Genomic DNA, 18,851 nt, shown 5'->3' with positions numbered 1-18,851 from the left:
ATGAGGACGCCGCCGACGGCGGGCGCCGAGCTGCCCCCGCTGGAGATCCCGGTCACGCGGACGCTGATCGTGGCGGGGGCGATCGCGTCACGCGACTACCAGGACGTGCACCACGACGCCGAGGCGGCCCGGCAGAAGGGCTCGCCGGACGTCTTCATGAACATCCTGACGACGAACGGCCTGGTCGGCAGGTACATCACCGACCACTTCGGTCCGGCGGCCGTGCTCCACAAGGTCGCCATCAGGCTGGGCGTGCCCAATTACCCGGGCGACACGCTGGTGCTGAACGGCAGGGTCGAGGCGGTCGACGGGGACAGGGCCACCGTTCGGGTCGTCGGCGCCAACGCCCTCGGCACCCATGTCACGGGCACGGTGACGGTGACGGTCCCGACGGCCACGTCGGCCCCCGCCTCGGAGGGTGCCTCATGAGCCGCAACGCCCGCGACACCCTGGGCGGCCGCGCCGCGATCGCCGGGATCGGAGCCACCGAGTTCTCCAAGGACTCCGGGCGCAGCGAGTTGCGGCTGGCCGTGGAGGCGGTGCGGGCCGCCCTGGACGACGCCGGTCTGGTCCCGGCGGACGTGGACGGGATGGTGACGTTCACGATGGACACCAACCCGGAGATCACGGTCGCCCAGGCCTGCGGGATGGGCGAGCTGTCCTTCTTCTCCCGGGTGCACTACGGCGGCGGCGCGGCCTGCGCGACGGTTCTGCAGGCGGCGCTGGCGGTGGCGGCGGGCGTGGCGGAGGTCGTGGTCTGCTACCGCGCCTTCAACGAGCGCTCGGGCCGCAGATTCGGTGCCGGCGTGCAGCACCGCGAGCCCTCGGCGGAAGGTGTGGCGCTCGGCTGGGTGCTGCCGTTCGGGCTGCTCACCCCGGCCTCCTGGGTGGCGATGGCGGCCCAGCGGTATCTGCACGCGTACGGGCTGACGCCGGAGGTGTTCGGGCATGTGGCCGTGATGGACCGCAGGTACGCGGCGACCAATCCGGCGGCGTACTTCCACGGCCGCCCGATCACCCTGGCCGAACACGCGGCGTCCCGCTGGATCGTGGAGCCGCTGCGGCTGCTGGACTGCTGTCAGGAGACCGACGGCGGCCAGGCGCTCGTCGTCACCTCCGTGGAGCGGGCCCGGGACCTGCGGCATCCGCCCGCGGTGATCGCGGCGGCCGCACAGGGGGCAGGCCGGGCGCAGGAGCAGATGACCAGCTTCTACCGCGACGATCTGACGGGCCTGCCGGAGACGGCCACGGTAGCCCGCCGGCTGTGGCGGACCTCCGGTCTGACGCCGGCCGACATCGACGTGGGGATCCTGTACGACCACTTCACGCCGTTCGTGCTGATGCAGCTGGAGGAGTTCGGGTTCTGCGGGAGGGGGGAGGCGGCGGACTTCGTGGCCGAGGAGCGGCTGCCGCTCAACACGCACGGGGGCCAGCTCGGGGAGGGGTATCTGCACGGGATGAACGGCATGGCGGAGGCGGTGCGCCAGCTGCGGGGCACGTCGGTGAACCAGATACCGGGCGCGGCACGCACCCTGGTGACGGCCGGCACCGGAGTACCGACATCGGGTCTGCTCCTGACGACGGACACCTGACCGCCCCGGCCCGGACCTCCGCCCGGGGATCAGGGTCGGCCCGGTGGGGACGGCCAGGGGGATCGGTGCCGAGTCAGGGTCTGACCCGCAGACCGGTTGGGCCCGCCGTCCACCTTCAGGAGGTGGAGCGGACCCCACCCCTACAACCTGAGGGGGACTCCGCTTCGGGACCTGCGGCCGATCCGGCGGAGGGGGCCGCGCTCCTAGCGTGGAGCCATGACCACACCCGTCTGCACCAGCGCCTCGGCCGCCGCCGCACCCGGGCGGCAGGCCCTGCCCCACTCCCGGCTCCGGCCGAGCGGGGAGGCTCCCGCGTACCCGACGTTCGCGGCGTATGTGCGGGCCCGTCAGCCGGTCCTGCTGCGCACCGCGCGCTCGCTGACCGCGAACCCGAGCGATGCCGAGGACCTGCTGCAGACCGCGCTCGCCAAGACCTATGTGGCCTGGGAGCGGATCGAGGACCAGCGGGCGCTCGACGGCTATGTGCGCCGGGCGCTGCTGAACACACGGACCTCGCAGTGGCGCAAGCGCAAGGTGGACGAGTTCAGCTGCGAAGAGCTGCCCGAGCCGGAGCCGGTACCGGGCGACGACGACCCGGCCGAACGGCAGGCGCTGCACGACGCCATGTGGCGGGCGATCACGAAACTTCCGGCGCGGCAGCGGGCGATGGTCGTCCTGCGCTACTACGAGGACCTCAGCGAGGCCCAGACCGCGGAGGTGCTCGGGGTGTCGGTGGGCACGGTGAAGTCGGCCGTGTCCCGCGCGCTGGCCAAACTGCGCGAGGATCCCGAGCTGGGCCTGGTGCGTTAGCCCCTCCAATTCGCCTCCCCCTAGTGACATACCGCGCGGTATGTGAGCAGAATCAGCGCAACCTCTACCACCGCGTAGGCGACGCTGCCCCGGGAGGACTCCGTGCTGAGCACCATGCAGGACGTACCGCTGACCGTCACCCGCATCCTGACGCACGGGACGCTGGTGCACGGGCGGTCGCAGATCATCACCTGGACCGGGGAGGCCGCACCGCAGCGGCGCAGTTTCGCCGAGGCGGGAGTGCGGGCGGTGCAGCTCGCCAACGCCCTCCGTGACGAACTAGGGGTCCGGGACGACGACCGCGTGGCGACCCTGATGTGGAACAACGCCGAGCACGTCGAGGCCTACTTCGCGATCCCGTCCATGGGCGCGGTGCTGCACACGCTCAACCTGCGCCTGCCCGCCGAGCAACTGGTGTGGATCGTCAACCACGCGGCCGACAAGGTCGTCATCGTCAACGGCTCGCTGATCCCGCTGCTCGCCCCGCTGCTGCCCAAGCTGCCGACGGTGGAGCACATCGTCGTGTCGGGACCCGGCGACCGTTCCCCGCTCGCGGGCGCCGCCGCACGGGTGCACGAGTACGAGGAGCTGATCGCGGACCGGCCGACCACGTACGACTGGCCGGAGCTGGACGAACGCCAGGCCGCGGCCATGTGTTACACCTCCGGCACCACCGGCGACCCCAAGGGCGTGGTGTACAGCCACCGTTCGATCTATCTGCACTCCATGCAGGTCAACATGACCCAGTCGATGGGCCTGACCGACCAGGACACCTCACTCGTCGTGGTGCCCCAGTTCCACGTCAACGCCTGGGGTCTGCCGCACGCCACCTTCATGACCGGCGTGAACATGCTGATGCCGGACCGTTTCCTGCAGCCCGCACCGCTCGCCGAGATGATCGAATGCGAGCGGCCGACCCACGCGGCGGCCGTCCCGACCATCTGGCAGGGCCTGCTCGCCGAGCTGAGCCACAGGCCCCGCGACGTCGCCTCCCTCACCCAGGTCACCATCGGCGGCTCCGCCTGCCCGCCGTCCCTCATGCGGGCCTTCGACGAGCTCGGCATGCGGGTGTGCCACGCCTGGGGCATGACGGAGACCTCGCCGCTGGGCACGGTCGCCCGTCCGCCGGCCCACGCGGCCGGCACCGCCGAGGAGTTCGCCTACCGTCTCACCCAGGGCCGCTTCCCGGCCGGCGTCGAGGCCCGCCTCACCGGCCCCGGCGGCGAACGCCTCCCGTGGGACGGCGAGTCCGCGGGGGAGCTGGAGGTGCGCGGCCCGTGGATCGCCGGCGCCTACTACAACGGCCCCGACGCCGAACCGCTGTGCCCCTCCGACAAGTTCAGCGAAGACGGCTGGCTCAAGACCGGTGACGTCGGAACCATCTCCCCCGACGGCTTCCTCACGCTCACCGACCGCGCCAAGGACGTCATCAAGTCCGGCGGCGAGTGGATCTCCTCGGTGGAGCTGGAGAACGCGCTGATGTCCCACCCGGACGTCGCCGAGGCCGCGGTGGTCGCCGTACCCGACGACAAGTGGGGCGAGCGTCCGCTGGCCACGGTCGTTCTCCGGGAGGGCGCCACCGCCGACTTCGAGACGCTGCGCGCCTTCCTCGCCGAGGAGGGCCGGATCGCCAGGTGGCAGCTGCCCGAGCGCTGGACGATCGTGGAGTCGGTGCCGAAGACGAGCGTGGGCAAGTTCGACAAGAAGGTGCTGCGCAGGCAGTACGCCGACGGACAGCTGGACATCACCCGGCTGTAGGCCGCCGTCCGCAGCGCCCCGGCACCGACTGACCCGGGCGACAGGTCAGTTGGTGCCGATCCGCGCCAGCAGGTCCACGATCCGGCTCTGTACGTCGGCGCTGGTGGACCGCTCAGCGAGGAACAGAACGGTCTCACCCGAGGCCAGCCGGGGCAGGTCGGCGGGGTCGACCGCGGCGGTGTAGACGACCAGCGGGGTGCGGTTGAGCTGCCCGTTCGCCCGGAGCCAGTCGATGATCCCGGTCCGGCCGGCCTGCCGCCGCTGCACCTGCATCAGATCCATCACCACGAGGTTCGGCCGGAACTGCCCCGCCAGCGTCACCGCGTCGTCGTCGTTCGCGGCCCGCGCCACCTGCATCCCGCGCCGCTCCAGCGTCGAGGTCAGCGCCAGGGCGATCTCCGCGTGCTCCTCGATGAGCAGCACCCGCGGCGGATGCTGCTCGCTGTCGCGCGGCGCCAGCGCCTTCAGCAGGACGGCGGGGTCGGCGCCGTACGCCGCCTCGCGCGTCGCCTGCCCGAGCCCGGCCGTCACCAGCACCGGCACCTCGGCGGCCACGGCGGCCTGCCGCAGCGACTGCAGGGCCGTACGCGTGATGGGCCCGGTCAGCGGGTCCACGAACAGCGCGGCGGGGAACGCTGCGATCTGCGCGTCGACCTCCTCACGGGAGTGCACGATCACCGACCGGTAGCCGCGGTCGCTCAGCGCCTGCTGGGTCGTCGCGTCCGGCGCGGGCCACACCAGCAGCCGGCGCGGGTTGTCCAGCGGCTCCGGCGGCAGCTCGTCGTCGAGCGGCTGCGGACGCGGGGTGTCGGCGACCTCGACGGCACCGCCGGGGCCGTCCAGCGGTTCGGGACCTTCGGCGGCGTTGGCGTCCGGCGCGCCTATGGCGTAGGACCGTCCGGCGCCCTCGGTGCCCGGGACGAGCCGGGACTGCCCGGCGAGCGACGCCTGGGCCGGCGCGGCGCCCGGCTGACCGGGAGCCGCCTGCTCCCCCGGCTGCTCCGGGCGGATGGCCGGGTCGGGCGGCGTGCCCAGCTTGCGCCGGCGGCCGGAACCGCCCGGTGCGTGCGGCGGCGGGGTGGCCGTCGGCTGCTGCACCTGCGCGGCCTGCCGCGAGAACGGCACGCCCTGCCCGAGCGTGCGGACGCTGATCGCCCGACCCTGCGTCGAGTTCGGGTCGGTCGCGAGCCCTTCGGCGGGCAACGGCTGGGCGGCCCGCGACGCCTGGGTGCCGGGGGCCGGCGTGCCGGCCGGCGGTACGGCGGTGCCCGCGCCGGGGGTGTCGTCGGTGCCGGGCCACTGCTGCGGCACGCCGGGCGTCTGGGCGCCCGCCGGCACCGGTCCGGCAGCGGCCTGAGCGGGCAGCGGCTGGGCGCTCGGGACACCGCCGGGCGGCGTCGTGGCGGCGGGCTGCTGGGCCGGGACCGCCTGTACGGGTGCCGCAGGAGCCGCCGGTACGGGCCGGCCCGCGGCGTCCCGCGCGGGCGCGGCCGGGTGCGGCACGGCCGGCTGCTGACCGGGCACGGAGACACCGGCCTGCGCGCCGGGCACCGCCTGCGCCGTAGCGGGCGTCTGCCCCGCGGCCGCGCCGGGACCGGCCTGGACGGGGATGCCCTGTCCGGCCGTACCCTGCGCCGGAACGCTGTGAACCGGCGTGCCGTGACCGGGGGTCGGCGTCCCCGCCGGCTGCGGCCCGCCCTGCCCGGCTGCGACCGGTACGGCCTGAGGGGGAGTCACCTGTCCCGGAACGCTCGGGACGGCCTGCGCGGGAGCGGCCTGCGCCGCAGGCGCCGGCTGTACCGGGGCCGGCTGTGCGGCGCCCGGCGCCACCGCGGAAGCGGCCCCCTGCGCCGCGGCGCGGCGGCGCCGGCCGGTCGGCGCGCTGGTCGGATGCGGCTGCGGCGGAGTATGGTCCCCGGCCTGGTCGAGCGGTACGGCGTCGTGCCGGCCGTCGCCCCCGGGCGGCCCCTCGACGGACAGCGGCAACTGAGCGGGCACCTGCACCGGGCCGCGGGCCTGACCGGGAACGGCACCGGAAGCCTGCACCGGAACCGGCGGCTGCCCCTCGACGGCACCCGCGACCGGGCCGACGGGCACACCGGTGCCCGGACCCAACGGCCCGGCGGTCCCGGGCCCCGCGGGCCCGGCCGGTACCCCCGCGGCCGGGACCGGACCCACTCCGATCGCCGAGTCCGCGGACGCCGGTGATCGGTCGGCCTCGGCCGGCGGCAGGGCGAAGACGGCACGGGCACCGGCCGCCTCCTGGGCCGCGGCACGCTCCGCCGCTGCGGCCAGCGCACGCCGGCGCCTCCCGGTCGGCTGCTCGCCCTCGGCCGGAGCGGCCTGCGCGTTCGCCACGGCGTCGGCACCCACTGCCGGCTCGCTCCCCGCCGCCGGCAGTGCGGGCGGCAGTGCGGCCTGCGGGGCGCCGGAGTCGGTGCGGGCGGGCCGGCCCGCGGGCATGCCCTGGGGCGGGACGGCGGAACCGAGTCCCGTACCGGAGGCGGCGGTCCCCGCGGCATGCTCGGCCGCGGTCATCACCGCACCCTCGCTCACGCCCTCGCCGTCACCGGCGCCGCCCTCGGCGGGCCGGCCACGGCGCCGCCCGGTACCCCCGGAGGGGGCGTCCGCGCCCTCGGCCGGGACTGCGCCGGCCTCGAGGGCGGGCGCGGCTGCACGCCTGCGGCGCCGCCCGGTCGGCGTGGTCGCCTCGGCCTCACCGGCCTGGACCGCACCGGGCACGTCACTGTCCAGGAAGGCGTCGGTGGAGGCCCGCCGGGCCCGCCGCCGCCCGCCACCGGCCCGCTCGGCGGCACCGGCCTCGACGACGGCCGGCTCACCGCCGCCGGAGACGAGTCCGGCGGCCCCCTGCCCGCCCGGTTCCTGCACGGCCGGAAGCGCAGCGGCAGGCGCCCGCCCGGCGGCCGCCCCGTCGACCGTCCCGGCGCCCCCGCCGAGCGGTACCTCCAGCACGAACGCGCTGCCGCTCATGCCCGGCACCTCGTGCGTCTGCAGCACGCCGCCGTGGGCCCGGACGATCCCGCGCACGACCGGCTCGTGCACCGGGTCTCCCCCGGCGTACGGCCCGCGCACCTCGATCCGCGCGACCTCACCGCGCTGCGCCGCCGCGACCACGACGGTGTTGTCCAGGTAACCGCCCACGGACACGGGCGAGTTCCCGGTCGCGTCCACCCCGGCCACGTCCGCCACCAGGTGCGCGAGCGCGGTGGCGAGCCGCTGCGGGTCGACCTCGGCCTCGATGGGCGGCGCGTGCACGGCGAACTGCACCCGTCCGGGACCGATCAGCTCGACGGCCCCGTCCACACCGGCGGCGACGACCGCGTCCAGCATCACCTTCGTACGGGTGATCTCCTCGGCGCCCGCGTCCAGCCGCTGGTAGCCGAGGACGTTGTCGATGAGGGTGGTGATCCGCGAGTACCCGGCCGACAGGTGGTGCAGCACCTGGTTGGCCTCGGGCCACAGCTGCCCGGCGTCGTCCGCCGCCAGCGCGGCCAGCTCGCGCCGCAGCTCCTCCAGGGGCCCGCGCAGCGACTGCCCGAGCAGCGTGAGCAGCTGCTCGTGCCGCCCGGCGAGGGCCTCGTAGCGGTCCTTCTCCCGCTCGGCGAGCGAGGCGTACCGCTCCTCGCCGGCCGCGAGCTGCTCAGCGTGCTTTTCGTGCAGCTCCTCGAGCTCGGTGACGTGCTGCTGGCGCAGCGCGGTCAGATCGGAGGCGTGCTCCTGCGAGAGCCGCTCCAGCTCCTCGGCGTGCGCCTGCTCCAGCGCGGACTTCTCCTCGGCCAGCGTCTCCAGCGGACGCCGGTCGGTGAAGGTCATCACGGCACCGACGAGCTGTTCCCCGTCGCGCACCGGCGCGGTGGTGAGGTCGACGGACACCTTCTCGTCGCCCTTGGACCACAGCACCTGTCCGCGCACCCGGTGCTTGCGCCCGGAACGCAGGGTGTCGGCGAGCGGCGACTCCTCGTACGGGAACGGCGAGCCGTCGGCGCGCGAGTGCAGCACCAGCGTGTGCAGCTCCTTGCCGCCCAGCTCACCCGCCCGGTAACCCAGTATCTGGGCGGCCGCCGGGTTGACGAGCACGATCCGCCCGTCGGTGTCGGTTCCCACGACACCTTCCGCGGCGGCCCGCAGGATCATCTCGGTCTGCCGCTGCGAGCGCGCCAGCTCCGCCTCGGTGTCCACGGTCCCGGACAGGTCCCGTACGACGATCATCAGCAGCTCGTCGCCGGTGTAGCCGTAACCGTCGTACGCCTGCTGCCCGTTCTCCAGGGTCGCGCTCGTGACCTCTACCGGGAACTCCGCCCCGTCGGTCCGCCGCGCCACCATCCGCGCGGGCTTGGTCCGCCCCTGCGGGTCCATGTGATCGGGCCGGCGCATCGAGCCGGGGATCAGCCGCGAGTCGAACTGCGGCAGCAGATCGAGCAACCCGCGTCCGACCAGCGCGGTGCCGGGCGCCTCGAAGGCCTCCAGCGCGATGGTGTTCGCGTTGACGACGGTTCCGTTCGCGTTGACCAGGACCAACGCATCCGGCAGCGCGTCGAGTATGGCTGCGAGGCGAGCAGCGCCTCGGGATGGCCTGCTGCTCACGAGACGCTTCCTCCCTGTTACCGCACCTTGCCGACCGCTCGGGCCATCTTGCCAACCGGCCCGCGACGTGTCACGCGAGGGAGTCTAAGGGCACACGTTGCGCTCGCGACGCCGGATGAGAGGGAGGTCCCACGACGAAGTGACACCGAACCGGCCACCACCCGCCGACCACGGCCGAAAGGCTCCGCGAGACCTTCGCCGGACCTTTACGCGGCCGGTGGTTCCGTCAGGAGAACCCCACGAGCCACCCGGCCCGCCCGGGCCGGCGGGCCTGCACCTCGGGGCCCTGCTCCGGCAGCAGCGGCACCATCCGGTCCCACCGTCCGGTCGCGCACCCGTTGCTGCGGTCGTACGCGGCGTCGACCCTGCGGCCGGCCCAGGTGCCGGTCACCCGGGCCGTGGCCGGTCCGCCGTAGAGCAGGGTGCAGGGGGTGCCGGGTGCCACCGGAGCGAAGAGGTCCCGCCCCCACCGCGTGCGCCCGTCCAGCGCCCGGCAGGCCTCCGCCGCGTCCGGGTGACTTCCGCCGGCCGGATGACAGAACAGCTCGTAGGTCCCGTCCTGCCCGGTTCCCGCATGCCGCACCACGACGGTGAGGTGATCACCGGCCCGGTCCTCGGGCCGCACGGGTGGCGGCACGACGGGCGCGGCGACGGCCGGTACGACGGAGAGGGCGACCAGGCCCGATGCGGCGGCGACGAGCACGGAGGACGCGGCGACGCGCCCCGGCCCCCGCCGGACGAGTGCCCGGACCGGTCCCCACTGGAGAAGAAAAGCCATGCCCTGACCAACGCCCGGGACCCCCGGACGTTGCGTCCGCGCCTCGCCGGGTGGGAAGCCCTTTGCCCTGTGGCCCGACTGCCTAGTACCGTGGGGGGCGATTGGTGACAGGCCGCTCGGCTGTGTCATCATCTGCACGCACCACTCGCGCGCTCGCGTGAGCGGTTGTGCTGGAGGCGTCGCCTAGTCCGGTCTATGGCGCCGCACTGCTAATGCGGTTTGGGCCTTAAAGCCCATCGAGGGTTCAAATCCCTCCGCCTCCGCACCGATCCCGAAGCCCCGGTCCCCAGGACCGGGGTTTCGGCGTTCCCGCCCTCTGTCGCCGCTCGCCCCCGTCTGCGGGCGTTTTCCCAGCTCACAAGGGGTGTGCCAATCAGATTTCACATGTCGGCGGCAGTCATGTAATGTTCTTCCTGTCGCCGGGACGGGCCGAAAGGGCCGAAACGGAGACAAGAACAACAAGAGAACAAGCACTCGTAGCTTAACGGATAGAGCATCTGACTACGGATCAGAAGGTTGCAGGTTCGAATCCTGCCGAGTGCACACAGAACAGAGGCCCCGGAGCGATCCGGGGCCTCTGGCGTTTCACGGGCGCACCAGGCCGGCGCACACGAGGCCGGCGCACACGGCCGTGAACGCGCCCGGCCGGGCACCGAGGTGTCGTGCGTCAGCACTCCTCGTCCGGGTCGTCGCTGTTCAGCTTCTCCAGGTACTCGTGTGCCAGGGCGGTGGCCCGGGTGAACCAGTCGGTGATGATCGCCAGTTCCTCGGGAGAGTAGTCGGAGAACAGGGCCGTCAGGCGTCTGTAGTGGCCCGCGTACACCGCCTCGACCCGGGTGACGGCGTCCGGAACGGCGGCCACGCGGACCCGGCGCCGGTCCACGGAGTCGGGTCGGCGGGTGACGTAGCCGGAGCGTTCGAGGCGGTTGAGGATGCCGGTCACCGCGCCGGTGGTGACGTGGGCGCGGGCGGCGAGGTCGCCGGCCGTCAGCAGATCGTCGCCGGCCTCGAGGACGAAGGCGAAGCACGTCAGGTCGGTGACGTTCAGGCCCAGCCGGCGGGCCAGCTCCTGCTGTCCGATCAGGTGGGCGGCGATGAGGTGGTCCATCGCGGCCAGCGCCTGGGCCGGCGTGGCGGGCGGTCGCGGCGTGCCCTGCATCTTTCGTAATCCCTTAGTTCGTGAGATGTTCGGTCATGCAAACGTCTTAGCTCGTGAGGGAAAAGCGTTTCCCCGGAGGCAGCTGTATGAGTCTGTACGACGAGGGTCATACGATCGCCGGCTGGACCGGCTTCGGTGTCGCGGCGGTGGGCAGCGGTGCGGTCGGGTGGGGGGTGTGTACGGCCTCGCTGCCGTTGGCCGGCGCCGGCCTCGCGGTCGTGGCCCTGAGCCTCCTGGTGACATGGGTCCTGCACCTGGCGGGCTGGGGCAAGCCGCCGGGAGTGCGGCCGCGGGAGCAGTGGGGGATACGGATCCGGGACGCGCGGGCCCGGGAGGGCCATCCGGCGTGCATGAGCTGCAGGCTGGCCGGGCGGGGGCGCGAGGAGAGTTTCGTGGCGCCGGCCGTGGTGCCGGTCGCGGAATCCGCCGAACCGGCCCCCCTGTCACCTATTGAGTGAACCTCGCCTGCCCGGACGGCAGTTGGGCGACGAGCGCGAGGGCGTGCGTGCGGAGTGGCCATGGCTGGGGACCGAGGCGTGATCGAGTCCCCTGCCGCCGGTGCCCCGTTGTCGGACCCACCTTCTACCCTCACCGGTGATGGCACGCGTATGGAAGTGCACGGGGCTGCGCTGGTCGCCCGAGGGGCCCGCGCTGGTGTGGGACGGCGGGCGGCGCAGTGCGCTGCCCTGGGGGAAGCGGGTCGGCTTCGCGGTGCCGCAAGGGGATGTGCGCAGGTGTGCGGGGGCCCGGGGGCATGCCTGTCCGCTGCGGGCCGTGGTGCCGGCGCGGAGTACGGGGGCCCGGTGCGAGGAGTGCGCGCGGCTGGACCGGGCGCACTCCGTGGCCGCCGACACGATCGCCGACGACCCACGGCCCTACCGGGTGTATCTGGCCTGGTTCGGGCCCGGCATGGTGAAGGTCGGCATCACCGCCGTCGAGCGCGGCGACGCCCGGTTGCTGGAGCAGGGCGCGGTCTGTTTCAGCTGGCTCGGCACCGGCCCCCTGATGGCGGCCCGGCGCACCGAGGAACTGCTGCGGGCCGCACTCCAGGTGCCGGACCGGATCACGTACGCCGAGAAGCGGGCGGTGCGGGCGGCGCTGCCGGAGACGGGGGCGGACCGCGCCGCGGAGGTGCGCGAGCTGCATGCGCGGGCCGTGGCGCTCTCCGGGTGGCCGGAGTCCCTGCGCCCGGAGCCCTGCGAGGTGACCGACCATGTGCGGGTCTTCGGGATCGCTGCCGCCCCCGCCCCGCTCGGGGAGGTCGTCGAGCTCGTCCCGGGCGGAGCCGTGAGCGGGGAGCTGGTCGCGGCCGCCGGACCCGATCTCCACCTGGCGGTCGACGGGCGCGGGGTGGTCGTGCTCGACACACGGCTGATGGCCGGTTGGGAACTCGTGTCGCCGGGTGACGCCCGCGCCGCCGCAGGCGCGGGCGGACTCACCTTTCCGGTCAGGGAGTTCCGCCGGCCGCCCCAGGGACTGTTCTGAGGATCGCGAGGCGGGGGCCGGGGAAGGCAAAGACTCGGATCCCGTACGGATCCCTTTCGGCAAGGGCCATGGACGCCGGCCGGCGCACAGCTGACCGTGGTGGACATGAGCGATCACGCCGACACCGGTGGACGGCCCGCCGGCCTTCCCGAACCGCCCTACTACGCCGTCGTCTTCACCTCCACCCGCACCGCCCAGGCCCTCGCCGACGGCCCCGACGGATACGCACGCACCGCCGAGCGCCTCTCCCGACTGGTCCGCGAAGTCCCCGGCTTTCTCGGTGAGGACTCCGCCCACACCCCCGGTGGACTCGCCGTCACCGTCGCCTACTTCCGTGATCTCGCCGGGATCGAGCAGTGGCGCGACCATCCGGCGCACCTCGTGGCCAAGCGGCGCGGGCGGGAGCGGTGGTACGAGCGGTACGCGATCCACATCGCCCGGGTCGAGCACAGTCACGCCTTCTTCCGAGGGGCTGCCTGAGAGGTGCCTGTGGGTTTCTCAGGCAAATCACAGACAGGGGAAAGTCTCTTCTCAGAGGGCGCCGACAGGGTGTGCACCATGACCACGACCTCGCCCCAGGGGCGCACCGAACTGCTGAGGCCGGACGGGAGCCCCGTCCGGGTGCTTGTGGTGGACGACGAGCTGCCGATCACCGAACTGCTGAGCATGGCCCTGCGTTACGAGGGCTGGCAGATCAGGAGTGCGGGAGACGGGCAGGGCGCCATCCGGACCGCTCGTGAGTTCCGTCCGGACGCCGTCGTGCTCGACATGATGCTGCCCGACATGGACGGGCTCTCCGTCCTCGGGCGGCTGCGCCGTGAGCTGCCGGACGTGCCCGTGCTGTTCCTGACCGCCAAGGACGCGGTGGAGGACCGTATCGCCGGGCTCACCGCCGGCGGCGACGACTACGTCACCAAGCCGTTCAGCCTGGAAGAGGTCGTCGCGCGGCTGCGCGGGCTCATCCGCAGGTCCGGCGCCGCCGACCGGCGGTCCGACTCCGTGCTCGTCGTCGGGGACCTGACGCTCGACGAGGACAGCCACGAGGTGTCGCGGGGCGGGGACTCCATCCACCTGACCGCCACCGAGTTCGAGCTGCTGCGCTTCCTCATGCGCAACCCGCGGCGCGTGCTCAGCAAGGCGCAGATCCTGGACCGGGTCTGGTCGTACGACTTCGGCGGGCAGGCCAACGTCGTCGAGCTGTACATCTCCTACCTGCGGCGGAAGATCGACGCGGGACGTGAGCCGATGATCCACACCCGGCGTGGGGCCGGTTACCTGATCAAGCCCGCCGCGTCATGAGCGGACGACGACGGCCGGGTCCTCCGCAGCGACTGAAGCGACGTGGGGGTCCCCCCGCTCGAGCGGAACCGAGAGTGGGGAAGGGACAGCCGCGCACCCTGCGGACCCGGCTCGTCGTCGCGTCGGTGCTGCTGATCGCCGTGGTGTGCGCGGTGATCGGCACGGTGACGACGCTGGCGCTGCGTTCGCATCTGTACGGCCAGTTGGACGCGCAGCTGCGTGAGGCCGTGACGCGCGCGTCGGGCGACTTCGCGCCGCCGGGCCCGGCCCGGAACGACGGCGTGCCCGGGCTGGGCAACCAGCAGAACCCACGCCGTAGGGCGACCGATCTCAGCGAGTTCGTCAAGCACGGTCCCCAGCCCAGCGGCACGGTGGCGGCCACCGTCGTCGACGGCTCGGTCGGCGACGGCGAGGTCGGCAAGAAGTCCGCGTCCACGTTCGACATGAGCGCCAAGGAGCTCACCGGCCGTCAGAAGGCGGCTCTCGGCGAGGTCGCCCGCGACGACAGAGCGCACACCACGGAGCTTCCGGGGCTCGGCACGTACCGCGTCCAGTACAAGGGCGGCTACTACGTCGGCCTTCCCACCGAGGAGACCGACAGCAACATCAACGCCCTGATCCTCATCGAGGTCAGCGTCACCGTCGCCGGGCTCGTCGCCGCCGGTATCGCCGGTTCCGTGCTCGTCGGCCTCGCCACCCGCCCCCTGCGCAAGGTCGCCGCCACCGCCACCCGCGTCTCCGAACTCCCCCTGCACACCGGTGAGGTGAACCTCAGCGAGCGGGTCCCGGCGTCCGAGTGCGACCAGCACACCGAGGTCGGCCAGGTCGGTGCCGCGCTCAACCGGATGCTGGACCATGTGCACGGAGCGCTGCACGCACGGCAGCAGAGCGAGATGCGGGTACGGCAGTTCGTGGCCGACGCCAGTCATGAGCTCCGCACACCCCTGGCCTCGATCCGCGGGTACGCCGAGCTGACCCGGCGCGGCAGGGAGCAGGTCGGACCGGACACCCGGCATGCGCTGGGCCGCATCGAGTCCGAGGCCGGCCGTATGACCCTGCTCGTCGAGGACCTCCTTCTCCTCGCCCGTCTGGACGCCGGCCGGCCGCTGCAGTTCGAGCAGACCGATCTGATTCCGCTGGTCGTCGACACGGTCAGCGACTCCCGCGCGGCCGGCATGGACCACAACTGGCGGCTCGACCTGCCCGACGAGCCCGCGCTCGTGTCCGCGGACGCCGCACGCATCCAGCAGGTGCTGGTGAACCTGCTCGGCAACGCCCGTAAGCACACCCCGCCGGGTACGACCGTCGTCGCGCGGGTGCAGCGGCGCGGGCCGTGGATGTGCGTCGACGTGGAGGACAACGGGCAGGGGATCCCGCCCGGGCTGCTGCCGCACGTCTTCGAGCGGTTCGCGCGCGGGGACTCCGCCCGGTCGCGGGCCACCGGGTCCACCGGGCTCGGACTCGCCATCGTGGAGGCGGTCGCGGCCGCGCACGAGGGTGCCGTCAGCGTCGACAGCGTTCCCGGACGGACCGTGTTCACCGTGCATCTGCCCGCGCTCCTGCCCGCCGCCCCGCGGCCCGCGCCCGAGAACGACTGGCAGGCGCACTCACAGGCACAGCACAGTGCCACCACACGGGTGCAACAGGGGGCGTGACGAGAGTCGGTCCCATGCGAACCGACTCTTCTCCCGGCACCCTGCCGGCGCGGGAGCACCTCCCGGCCGCAGACGCCGGAACGCCTGTCCTGGACGTAGTGATCCCCGTCTACAACGAGGAGAAGGACCTGCAGCCGTGCGTCCGCAGACTGCACGAGCACCTCACGCGCACCTTCCCGTACGCCTTCCGCATCACGGTCGCGGACAACGCGTCCACGGACACCACCGCGCAGGTCGCGGCGCGGCTGGCGGCGGAGATCCCCGAGGTCGCCAACGTCCGCCTGGAGCAGAAGGGGCGGGGCCGCGCCCTCAGGACCGTGTGGTCCGCGTCCGAGGCGCCGATCCTCGCCTACATGGACGTCGACCTGTCCACCGACCTCAACGCCCTGCTGCCGCTGGTGGCACCGCTGATCTCCGGCCACTCGGACCTCGCGATCGGCTCCCGGCTCGCCCGCACCTCCCGGGTCGTACGCGGCCCCAAGCGCGAGTTCATCAGCCGGGCCTACAACCTGATCCTGCGCGGCTCGCTCCAGGCCCGCTTCTCCGACGCGCAGTGCGGTTTCAAGGCGATCCGGCGGGACGTGGCACAGGCGCTGCTGCCGCTGGTGGAGGACACCGGCTGGTTCTTCGACACCGAGATGCTGGTGCTCGCCGAGCGGGCGGGCCTGCGGATCCACGAGGTGCCGGTCGACTGGGTCGACGACCCGGACTCCACCGTGCACATCGTGAAGACGGCGACCGACGACCTCTTGGGCGTGTGGCGGGTCGGCAAGGCGCTCGCCACCGGTTCGCTGTCGCTGGACCGGCTCACCCGGCCCTTCGGCGACGATCCGCGGGACCGCGAACTGGCCGACGTCCCCACGGGACTTGCCCGTCAGCTCGTCGGATTCTGCGTGGTGGGAGGCCTGTCGACCCTGTTCTACCTGCTCCTCTACAGCGGCTTCCGGCAGTTCTGCGGCTCCCAGGCCGCCAACGCCCTCGCCCTGCTGGTCTCGGCGGTCGCCAACACGGCCGCCAACCGGCGGCTCACCTTCGGGGTGCGCGGCCGGGGCGGTGCCGTACGGCACCAGGCGCAGGGCCTGGTCGTCTTCGGTATCGGTCTGGCGCTGACCAGCGGCTCGCTGGCCGCCCTGAACGCGGCCGGCGGCCACCCGGCACACTCCACCGAGCTCGCGGTGCTCATCTGCGCCAACCTCGCCGCGACCGTGCTGCGCTTCCTGCTCTTCCGTGCCTGGGTCTTCCCCGACCGCGGCGGTCGAACGTCGGCCACCGTCGTCGCCGCGCACATCCCCTCCTCGCCGACCTGCAGCACGACGGCCGCCCCGAGTGCGCCGTTCCCGCAGCGGCCGGTGCCGTACCAGCGGCCCTACGGCCCGTATCAGACGACCACCCAGGTCCGCGCCGGTGAGGCTGCGGACGGCGACTGGAGGGACGCCACCGTGCGGCTGCAGCCGGTGCGCCCTCACGACACCGAGCCGGGGGAGCCCCGATGACCGTCCACCAGGAGAGCCGTACGACCGTCTGGGGGCCGCCGCCCACGGCACCGCCGCAGGCCGCCCGGGCCGGTGAGCCCGGGCAGCCGTTCGCCCGCAGACTGTGGCGCGGCCGCCCCGAGGACCCGTGCTGGGCGCGCCCGGCCTTCCTCGGCCTGCTGGCCGCCACCCTCCTCCTCTACCTGTGCGACCTCGGCGCCTCCGGCTACGCCAACTCCTTCTACTCCGCGGCCGTGCAGGCGGGCAGCAAATCCTGGAAGGCGTTCTTCTTCGGCTCGCTGGACGCGGGCAACGCCATCACCGTCGACAAGCCGTCGGCCTTCCTGTGGCCGATGGAACTGTCGGTCCGGGTCTTCGGGCTGAACTCGTGGGCGATCCTCACCCCCGAGGTCCTCATGGGCGTCGGCACGGTGGCGGTCGTGTACGCGGGCGTCCGGCGCCGGTTCAGCCCCGCGGCGGGTCTGATCGCCGGCGCGGTGCTCGCGCTCACCCCGGTCGCCGCGCTGATGTTCCGGTTCGACAACCCGGACGCGATGCTCGCCCTGCTGACGGCGCTGGCCTGCTACTTCGTCGTACGGGCCGTGGAGGACGGGCGGACGAGGTGGCTGGTGTGGGCCGGGACTGCGATCGGCTTCGCGTTCCTCGCAAAGACCCTGCAGGCGTTCCTGATCCTGCCTCCGCTGGCGATCGTCTACGCCGTCTGCGGCCCGGTGAGGCTGCGCGGGCGCCTGGTCCAGCTGGGCCTCGCGACCGTCGCGCTGGTCGTCTCCGGCGGCTGGTGGGTGGCGATCGTCGAGCTGTGGCCGGCGTCCTCGCGCCCGTACATCGGCGGTTCGCAGGACAACAGCTTCCTGGAACTGACCTTCGGCTACAACGGCCTCGGCCGGATCAACGGCGACGAGACCGGCAGCGTCGTCCCCGGCGGCAACGGCAACAACGGCGGGGCCGGGATGTGGGGCGCCACCGGCTGGGACCGGATGTTCAACTCCGAGATCGGCGGCCAGATCTCCTGGCTGCTGCCGGCCGCGCTGATCCTGCTGGCCGCGGGCCTGTGGGCGACCCGGAAGGCGCGCCGTACGTCCGTCGGGCGGGCGTCCTTCCTGGTGTGGGGCGGCTCGCTGCTGATCACCACGGTGGTCTTCAGCTACATGGCGGGCATCTTCCACCAGTACTACACGGTGGCTCTCGCGCCCTACCTCGCGGCCGTCGTCGGCATGGGTGCCGGGCTGCTGTGGGAGCGGCGCAAGGAGATCTGGGCGTCGATCACCCTCGCCGCGGCCGTGGTGGCCGCGGCGGCCTGGGGCTACGTCCTGCTCGACCGCACCCCGGCCCATCTCCCCTGGCTGAGGTGGCTGGTGCTGATCGGCGGGCTGGCGGCCGCGCTGGGCCTGGTCTTCGCCGGCCGGATCTCCCGGCGGTCGGCCCTGGGGGCGGCGGCGGTGGGGCTGGTGGCCGCGCTCGCGGGTCCGACGGCGTACACCCTGAGCACGGTGGACTCCGCGCACACCGGCTCCATCCCGACGGCCGGTCCGGCGGGCGCGAGCATGATGGGCTTCGGCGGTGGCGGGGGGCCCGGAGGCGGCGACGGCGGCGGTCTGCACGGGGGTCTCGGCGGTGGTGGCACGCCTGGGCGGCAGGGCCGGCAGGGCCGGAACGGCAACGGCTTCCCGGGCGGCGGCTTCGGCGGCGGCATCCCCGGCCGGCAGGGACAGAAGGGTCAAGGCGGACAGGGGCGACAGGGCCGACAGGGTCTGCAGAACGGCCACGGCTTCCCCGGTGGCGGCCGGACGGGTGAGGGCGGCCGGGCGGGCGGTGGTGCGGGCGGACTGCTGAGCGGCGCGAACGTGTCCTCCGCCGCCGGGAAGCTGCTGGAGAAGGACGCCTCGAAATACACCTGGGTGGCCGCGTCCGTCGGTTCGCAGAACGCGGCCGGCTATCAACTCGCCACCGGTGAACCGGTGATGGCGATCGGCGGCTTCAACGGCACCGACCCGTCCCCGACACTCGCCCAGTTCGAGAAGTACGTGGCGGAGGGAAGGATCCACTACTTCATCGCGGGCGGCGGCATGGGCGGGGGCATGGGCGGCAGCAGCAACGGCACCGCCTCCCGGATCAGCTCGTGGGTCCAGAACACCTTCAGGAAGGTGACGGTCGGTTCGGCGACCTTCTACGACCTGACCCGGAAGAAGAGCTGACGGAGGGCAGCCGACGGAAAAC

The 18,851-nt window shown here is 73.3% G+C and carries 14 protein-coding genes and 2 tRNA genes; 13 read left to right on the top strand and 3 right to left on the bottom strand.

Going from position 1 to position 18,851, the window contains the following annotated elements; all coding sequences use genetic code 11:
* From ABZ919_RS29555 to ABZ919_RS29540, 4 genes are all read left to right on the top strand, one after another.
* On the top strand, positions 1-429 hold the full coding sequence (locus ABZ919_RS29555) for a MaoC family dehydratase (protein WP_361253552.1): 429 nt from the start codon (positions 1-3) through the stop codon (positions 427-429).
* Complete coding sequence (locus ABZ919_RS29550; protein ID WP_361253550.1) at positions 426-1,592, top strand: lipid-transfer protein; 1,167 nt, start codon at positions 426-428, stop codon at positions 1,590-1,592. Before ABZ919_RS29555 ends, ABZ919_RS29550 begins: the two co-directional genes overlap by 4 nt.
* Before the next feature lie 216 nt (positions 1,593-1,808).
* A complete protein-coding gene (locus ABZ919_RS29545) occupies positions 1,809-2,402 on the top strand; it encodes a SigE family RNA polymerase sigma factor (protein WP_361253548.1) in 594 nt (197 codons plus the stop codon).
* 102 nt (positions 2,403-2,504) lie between these two features.
* Positions 2,505-4,160, top strand: coding sequence for a long-chain fatty acid--CoA ligase (locus tag ABZ919_RS29540; RefSeq protein ID WP_361253546.1), 1,656 nt, complete (start codon positions 2,505-2,507; stop codon positions 4,158-4,160).
* 45 nt (positions 4,161-4,205) lie between these two features.
* On the opposite strand, the gene ABZ919_RS29535 is transcribed toward ABZ919_RS29540, so the two are convergent.
* Both ABZ919_RS29535 and ABZ919_RS29530 read right to left on the bottom strand, forming a co-directional pair.
* Positions 4,206-8,765 carry a PAS domain-containing protein gene (locus tag ABZ919_RS29535; RefSeq protein WP_361253544.1) on the bottom strand — a complete coding sequence of 1,520 codons (4,560 nt, stop codon included), beginning with the start codon at positions 8,763-8,765 and terminating at the stop codon, positions 4,206-4,208.
* A gap of 226 nt (positions 8,766-8,991) precedes the next feature.
* Positions 8,992-9,543: an SSI family serine proteinase inhibitor gene (locus ABZ919_RS29530; RefSeq protein WP_361253542.1), complete on the bottom strand. Its 552-nt coding sequence runs from the start codon at positions 9,541-9,543 to the stop codon at positions 8,992-8,994.
* Between the two features lie 172 nt (positions 9,544-9,715).
* Between ABZ919_RS29530 and ABZ919_RS29525 the strand changes: the two genes are divergently transcribed.
* Together ABZ919_RS29525 and ABZ919_RS29520 are read left to right on the top strand one after the other, a co-directional pair.
* Positions 9,716-9,806: transfer RNA gene (locus tag ABZ919_RS29525), tRNA-Ser, on the top strand.
* A 207-nt stretch (positions 9,807-10,013) separates the two neighbouring features.
* A tRNA-Arg gene (locus ABZ919_RS29520) sits at positions 10,014-10,086 on the top strand.
* Positions 10,087-10,210: 124 nt separating this feature from the next.
* Here ABZ919_RS29520 and ABZ919_RS29515 read toward each other — a convergent pair.
* The gene (locus ABZ919_RS29515) at positions 10,211-10,702 is read right to left on the bottom strand and encodes a MarR family transcriptional regulator (protein ID WP_361253540.1); all 492 of its coding nucleotides are present in this window, start codon (positions 10,700-10,702) and stop codon (positions 10,211-10,213) included.
* A gap of 86 nt (positions 10,703-10,788) precedes the next feature.
* Between ABZ919_RS29515 and ABZ919_RS29510 the strand changes: the two genes are divergently transcribed.
* The 7 genes from ABZ919_RS29510 to ABZ919_RS29480 all read left to right on the top strand — a co-directional run bounded on the left by ABZ919_RS29510 (position 10,789) and on the right by ABZ919_RS29480 (position 18,829).
* Positions 10,789-11,160, top strand: a complete 372-nt coding sequence (locus tag ABZ919_RS29510; RefSeq protein WP_361253538.1) for an HGxxPAAW family protein — start codon at positions 10,789-10,791, stop codon at positions 11,158-11,160.
* Between the two features lie 139 nt (positions 11,161-11,299).
* Positions 11,300-12,187, top strand: coding sequence for a DUF2797 domain-containing protein (locus ABZ919_RS29505; protein WP_361253537.1), 888 nt, complete (start codon positions 11,300-11,302; stop codon positions 12,185-12,187).
* A 105-nt stretch (positions 12,188-12,292) separates the two neighbouring features.
* Entirely contained in the window at positions 12,293-12,667 is a 375-nt protein-coding gene (locus tag ABZ919_RS29500; RefSeq protein ID WP_361253535.1) for an antibiotic biosynthesis monooxygenase, read from the top strand.
* 78 nt (positions 12,668-12,745) lie between these two features.
* Entirely contained in the window at positions 12,746-13,486 is a 741-nt protein-coding gene (locus ABZ919_RS29495) for a response regulator transcription factor (RefSeq protein WP_361253533.1), read from the top strand.
* Positions 13,483-15,141, top strand: coding sequence for a HAMP domain-containing sensor histidine kinase (locus ABZ919_RS29490; protein WP_361253531.1), 1,659 nt, complete (start codon positions 13,483-13,485; stop codon positions 15,139-15,141). The genes ABZ919_RS29495 and ABZ919_RS29490 overlap by 4 nt, the downstream gene beginning before the upstream one ends.
* A 14-nt stretch (positions 15,142-15,155) precedes the next feature.
* Positions 15,156-16,634: a bifunctional glycosyltransferase family 2/GtrA family protein gene (locus tag ABZ919_RS29485; RefSeq protein WP_361253529.1), complete on the top strand. Its 1,479-nt coding sequence runs from the start codon at positions 15,156-15,158 to the stop codon at positions 16,632-16,634.
* Complete coding sequence (locus ABZ919_RS29480) at positions 16,631-18,829, top strand: glycosyltransferase family 39 protein (protein ID WP_361253527.1); 2,199 nt, start codon at positions 16,631-16,633, stop codon at positions 18,827-18,829. The genes ABZ919_RS29485 and ABZ919_RS29480 overlap by 4 nt, the downstream gene beginning before the upstream one ends.
* Positions 18,830-18,851 lie beyond the last annotated feature (22 nt).

It is taken from the genome of Streptomyces sp. NPDC046759 (assembly GCF_040645475.1).
Classification (GTDB): domain Bacteria; phylum Actinomycetota; class Actinomycetes; order Streptomycetales; family Streptomycetaceae; genus Streptomyces.
This window is presented reverse-complemented; position numbering and strand designations above follow the sequence as displayed.

Coding starts and splice junctions, on each gene's coding strand:
- ABZ919_RS29515 (WP_361253540.1), bottom strand. CDS start 10,702: ATGCAGGGCACGCCGCGACCGCCCGCCACGCCGGCCCAGGCGCTGGCC.
- ABZ919_RS29505 (WP_361253537.1), top strand. CDS start 11,300: ATGGCACGCGTATGGAAGTGCACGGGGCTGCGCTGGTCGCCCGAGGGG.
- ABZ919_RS29485 (WP_361253529.1), top strand. CDS start 15,156: ATGCGAACCGACTCTTCTCCCGGCACCCTGCCGGCGCGGGAGCACCTC.
- ABZ919_RS29545 (WP_361253548.1), top strand. CDS start 1,809: ATGACCACACCCGTCTGCACCAGCGCCTCGGCCGCCGCCGCACCCGGG.
- ABZ919_RS29530 (WP_361253542.1), bottom strand. CDS start 9,543: ATGGCTTTTCTTCTCCAGTGGGGACCGGTCCGGGCACTCGTCCGGCGG.
- ABZ919_RS29555 (WP_361253552.1), top strand. CDS start 1: ATGAGGACGCCGCCGACGGCGGGCGCCGAGCTGCCCCCGCTGGAGATC.
- ABZ919_RS29500 (WP_361253535.1), top strand. CDS start 12,293: ATGAGCGATCACGCCGACACCGGTGGACGGCCCGCCGGCCTTCCCGAA.
- ABZ919_RS29510 (WP_361253538.1), top strand. CDS start 10,789: ATGAGTCTGTACGACGAGGGTCATACGATCGCCGGCTGGACCGGCTTC.
- ABZ919_RS29480 (WP_361253527.1), top strand. CDS start 16,631: ATGACCGTCCACCAGGAGAGCCGTACGACCGTCTGGGGGCCGCCGCCC.
- ABZ919_RS29490 (WP_361253531.1), top strand. CDS start 13,483: ATGAGCGGACGACGACGGCCGGGTCCTCCGCAGCGACTGAAGCGACGT.
- ABZ919_RS29495 (WP_361253533.1), top strand. CDS start 12,746: ATGACCACGACCTCGCCCCAGGGGCGCACCGAACTGCTGAGGCCGGAC.
- ABZ919_RS29550 (WP_361253550.1), top strand. CDS start 426: ATGAGCCGCAACGCCCGCGACACCCTGGGCGGCCGCGCCGCGATCGCC.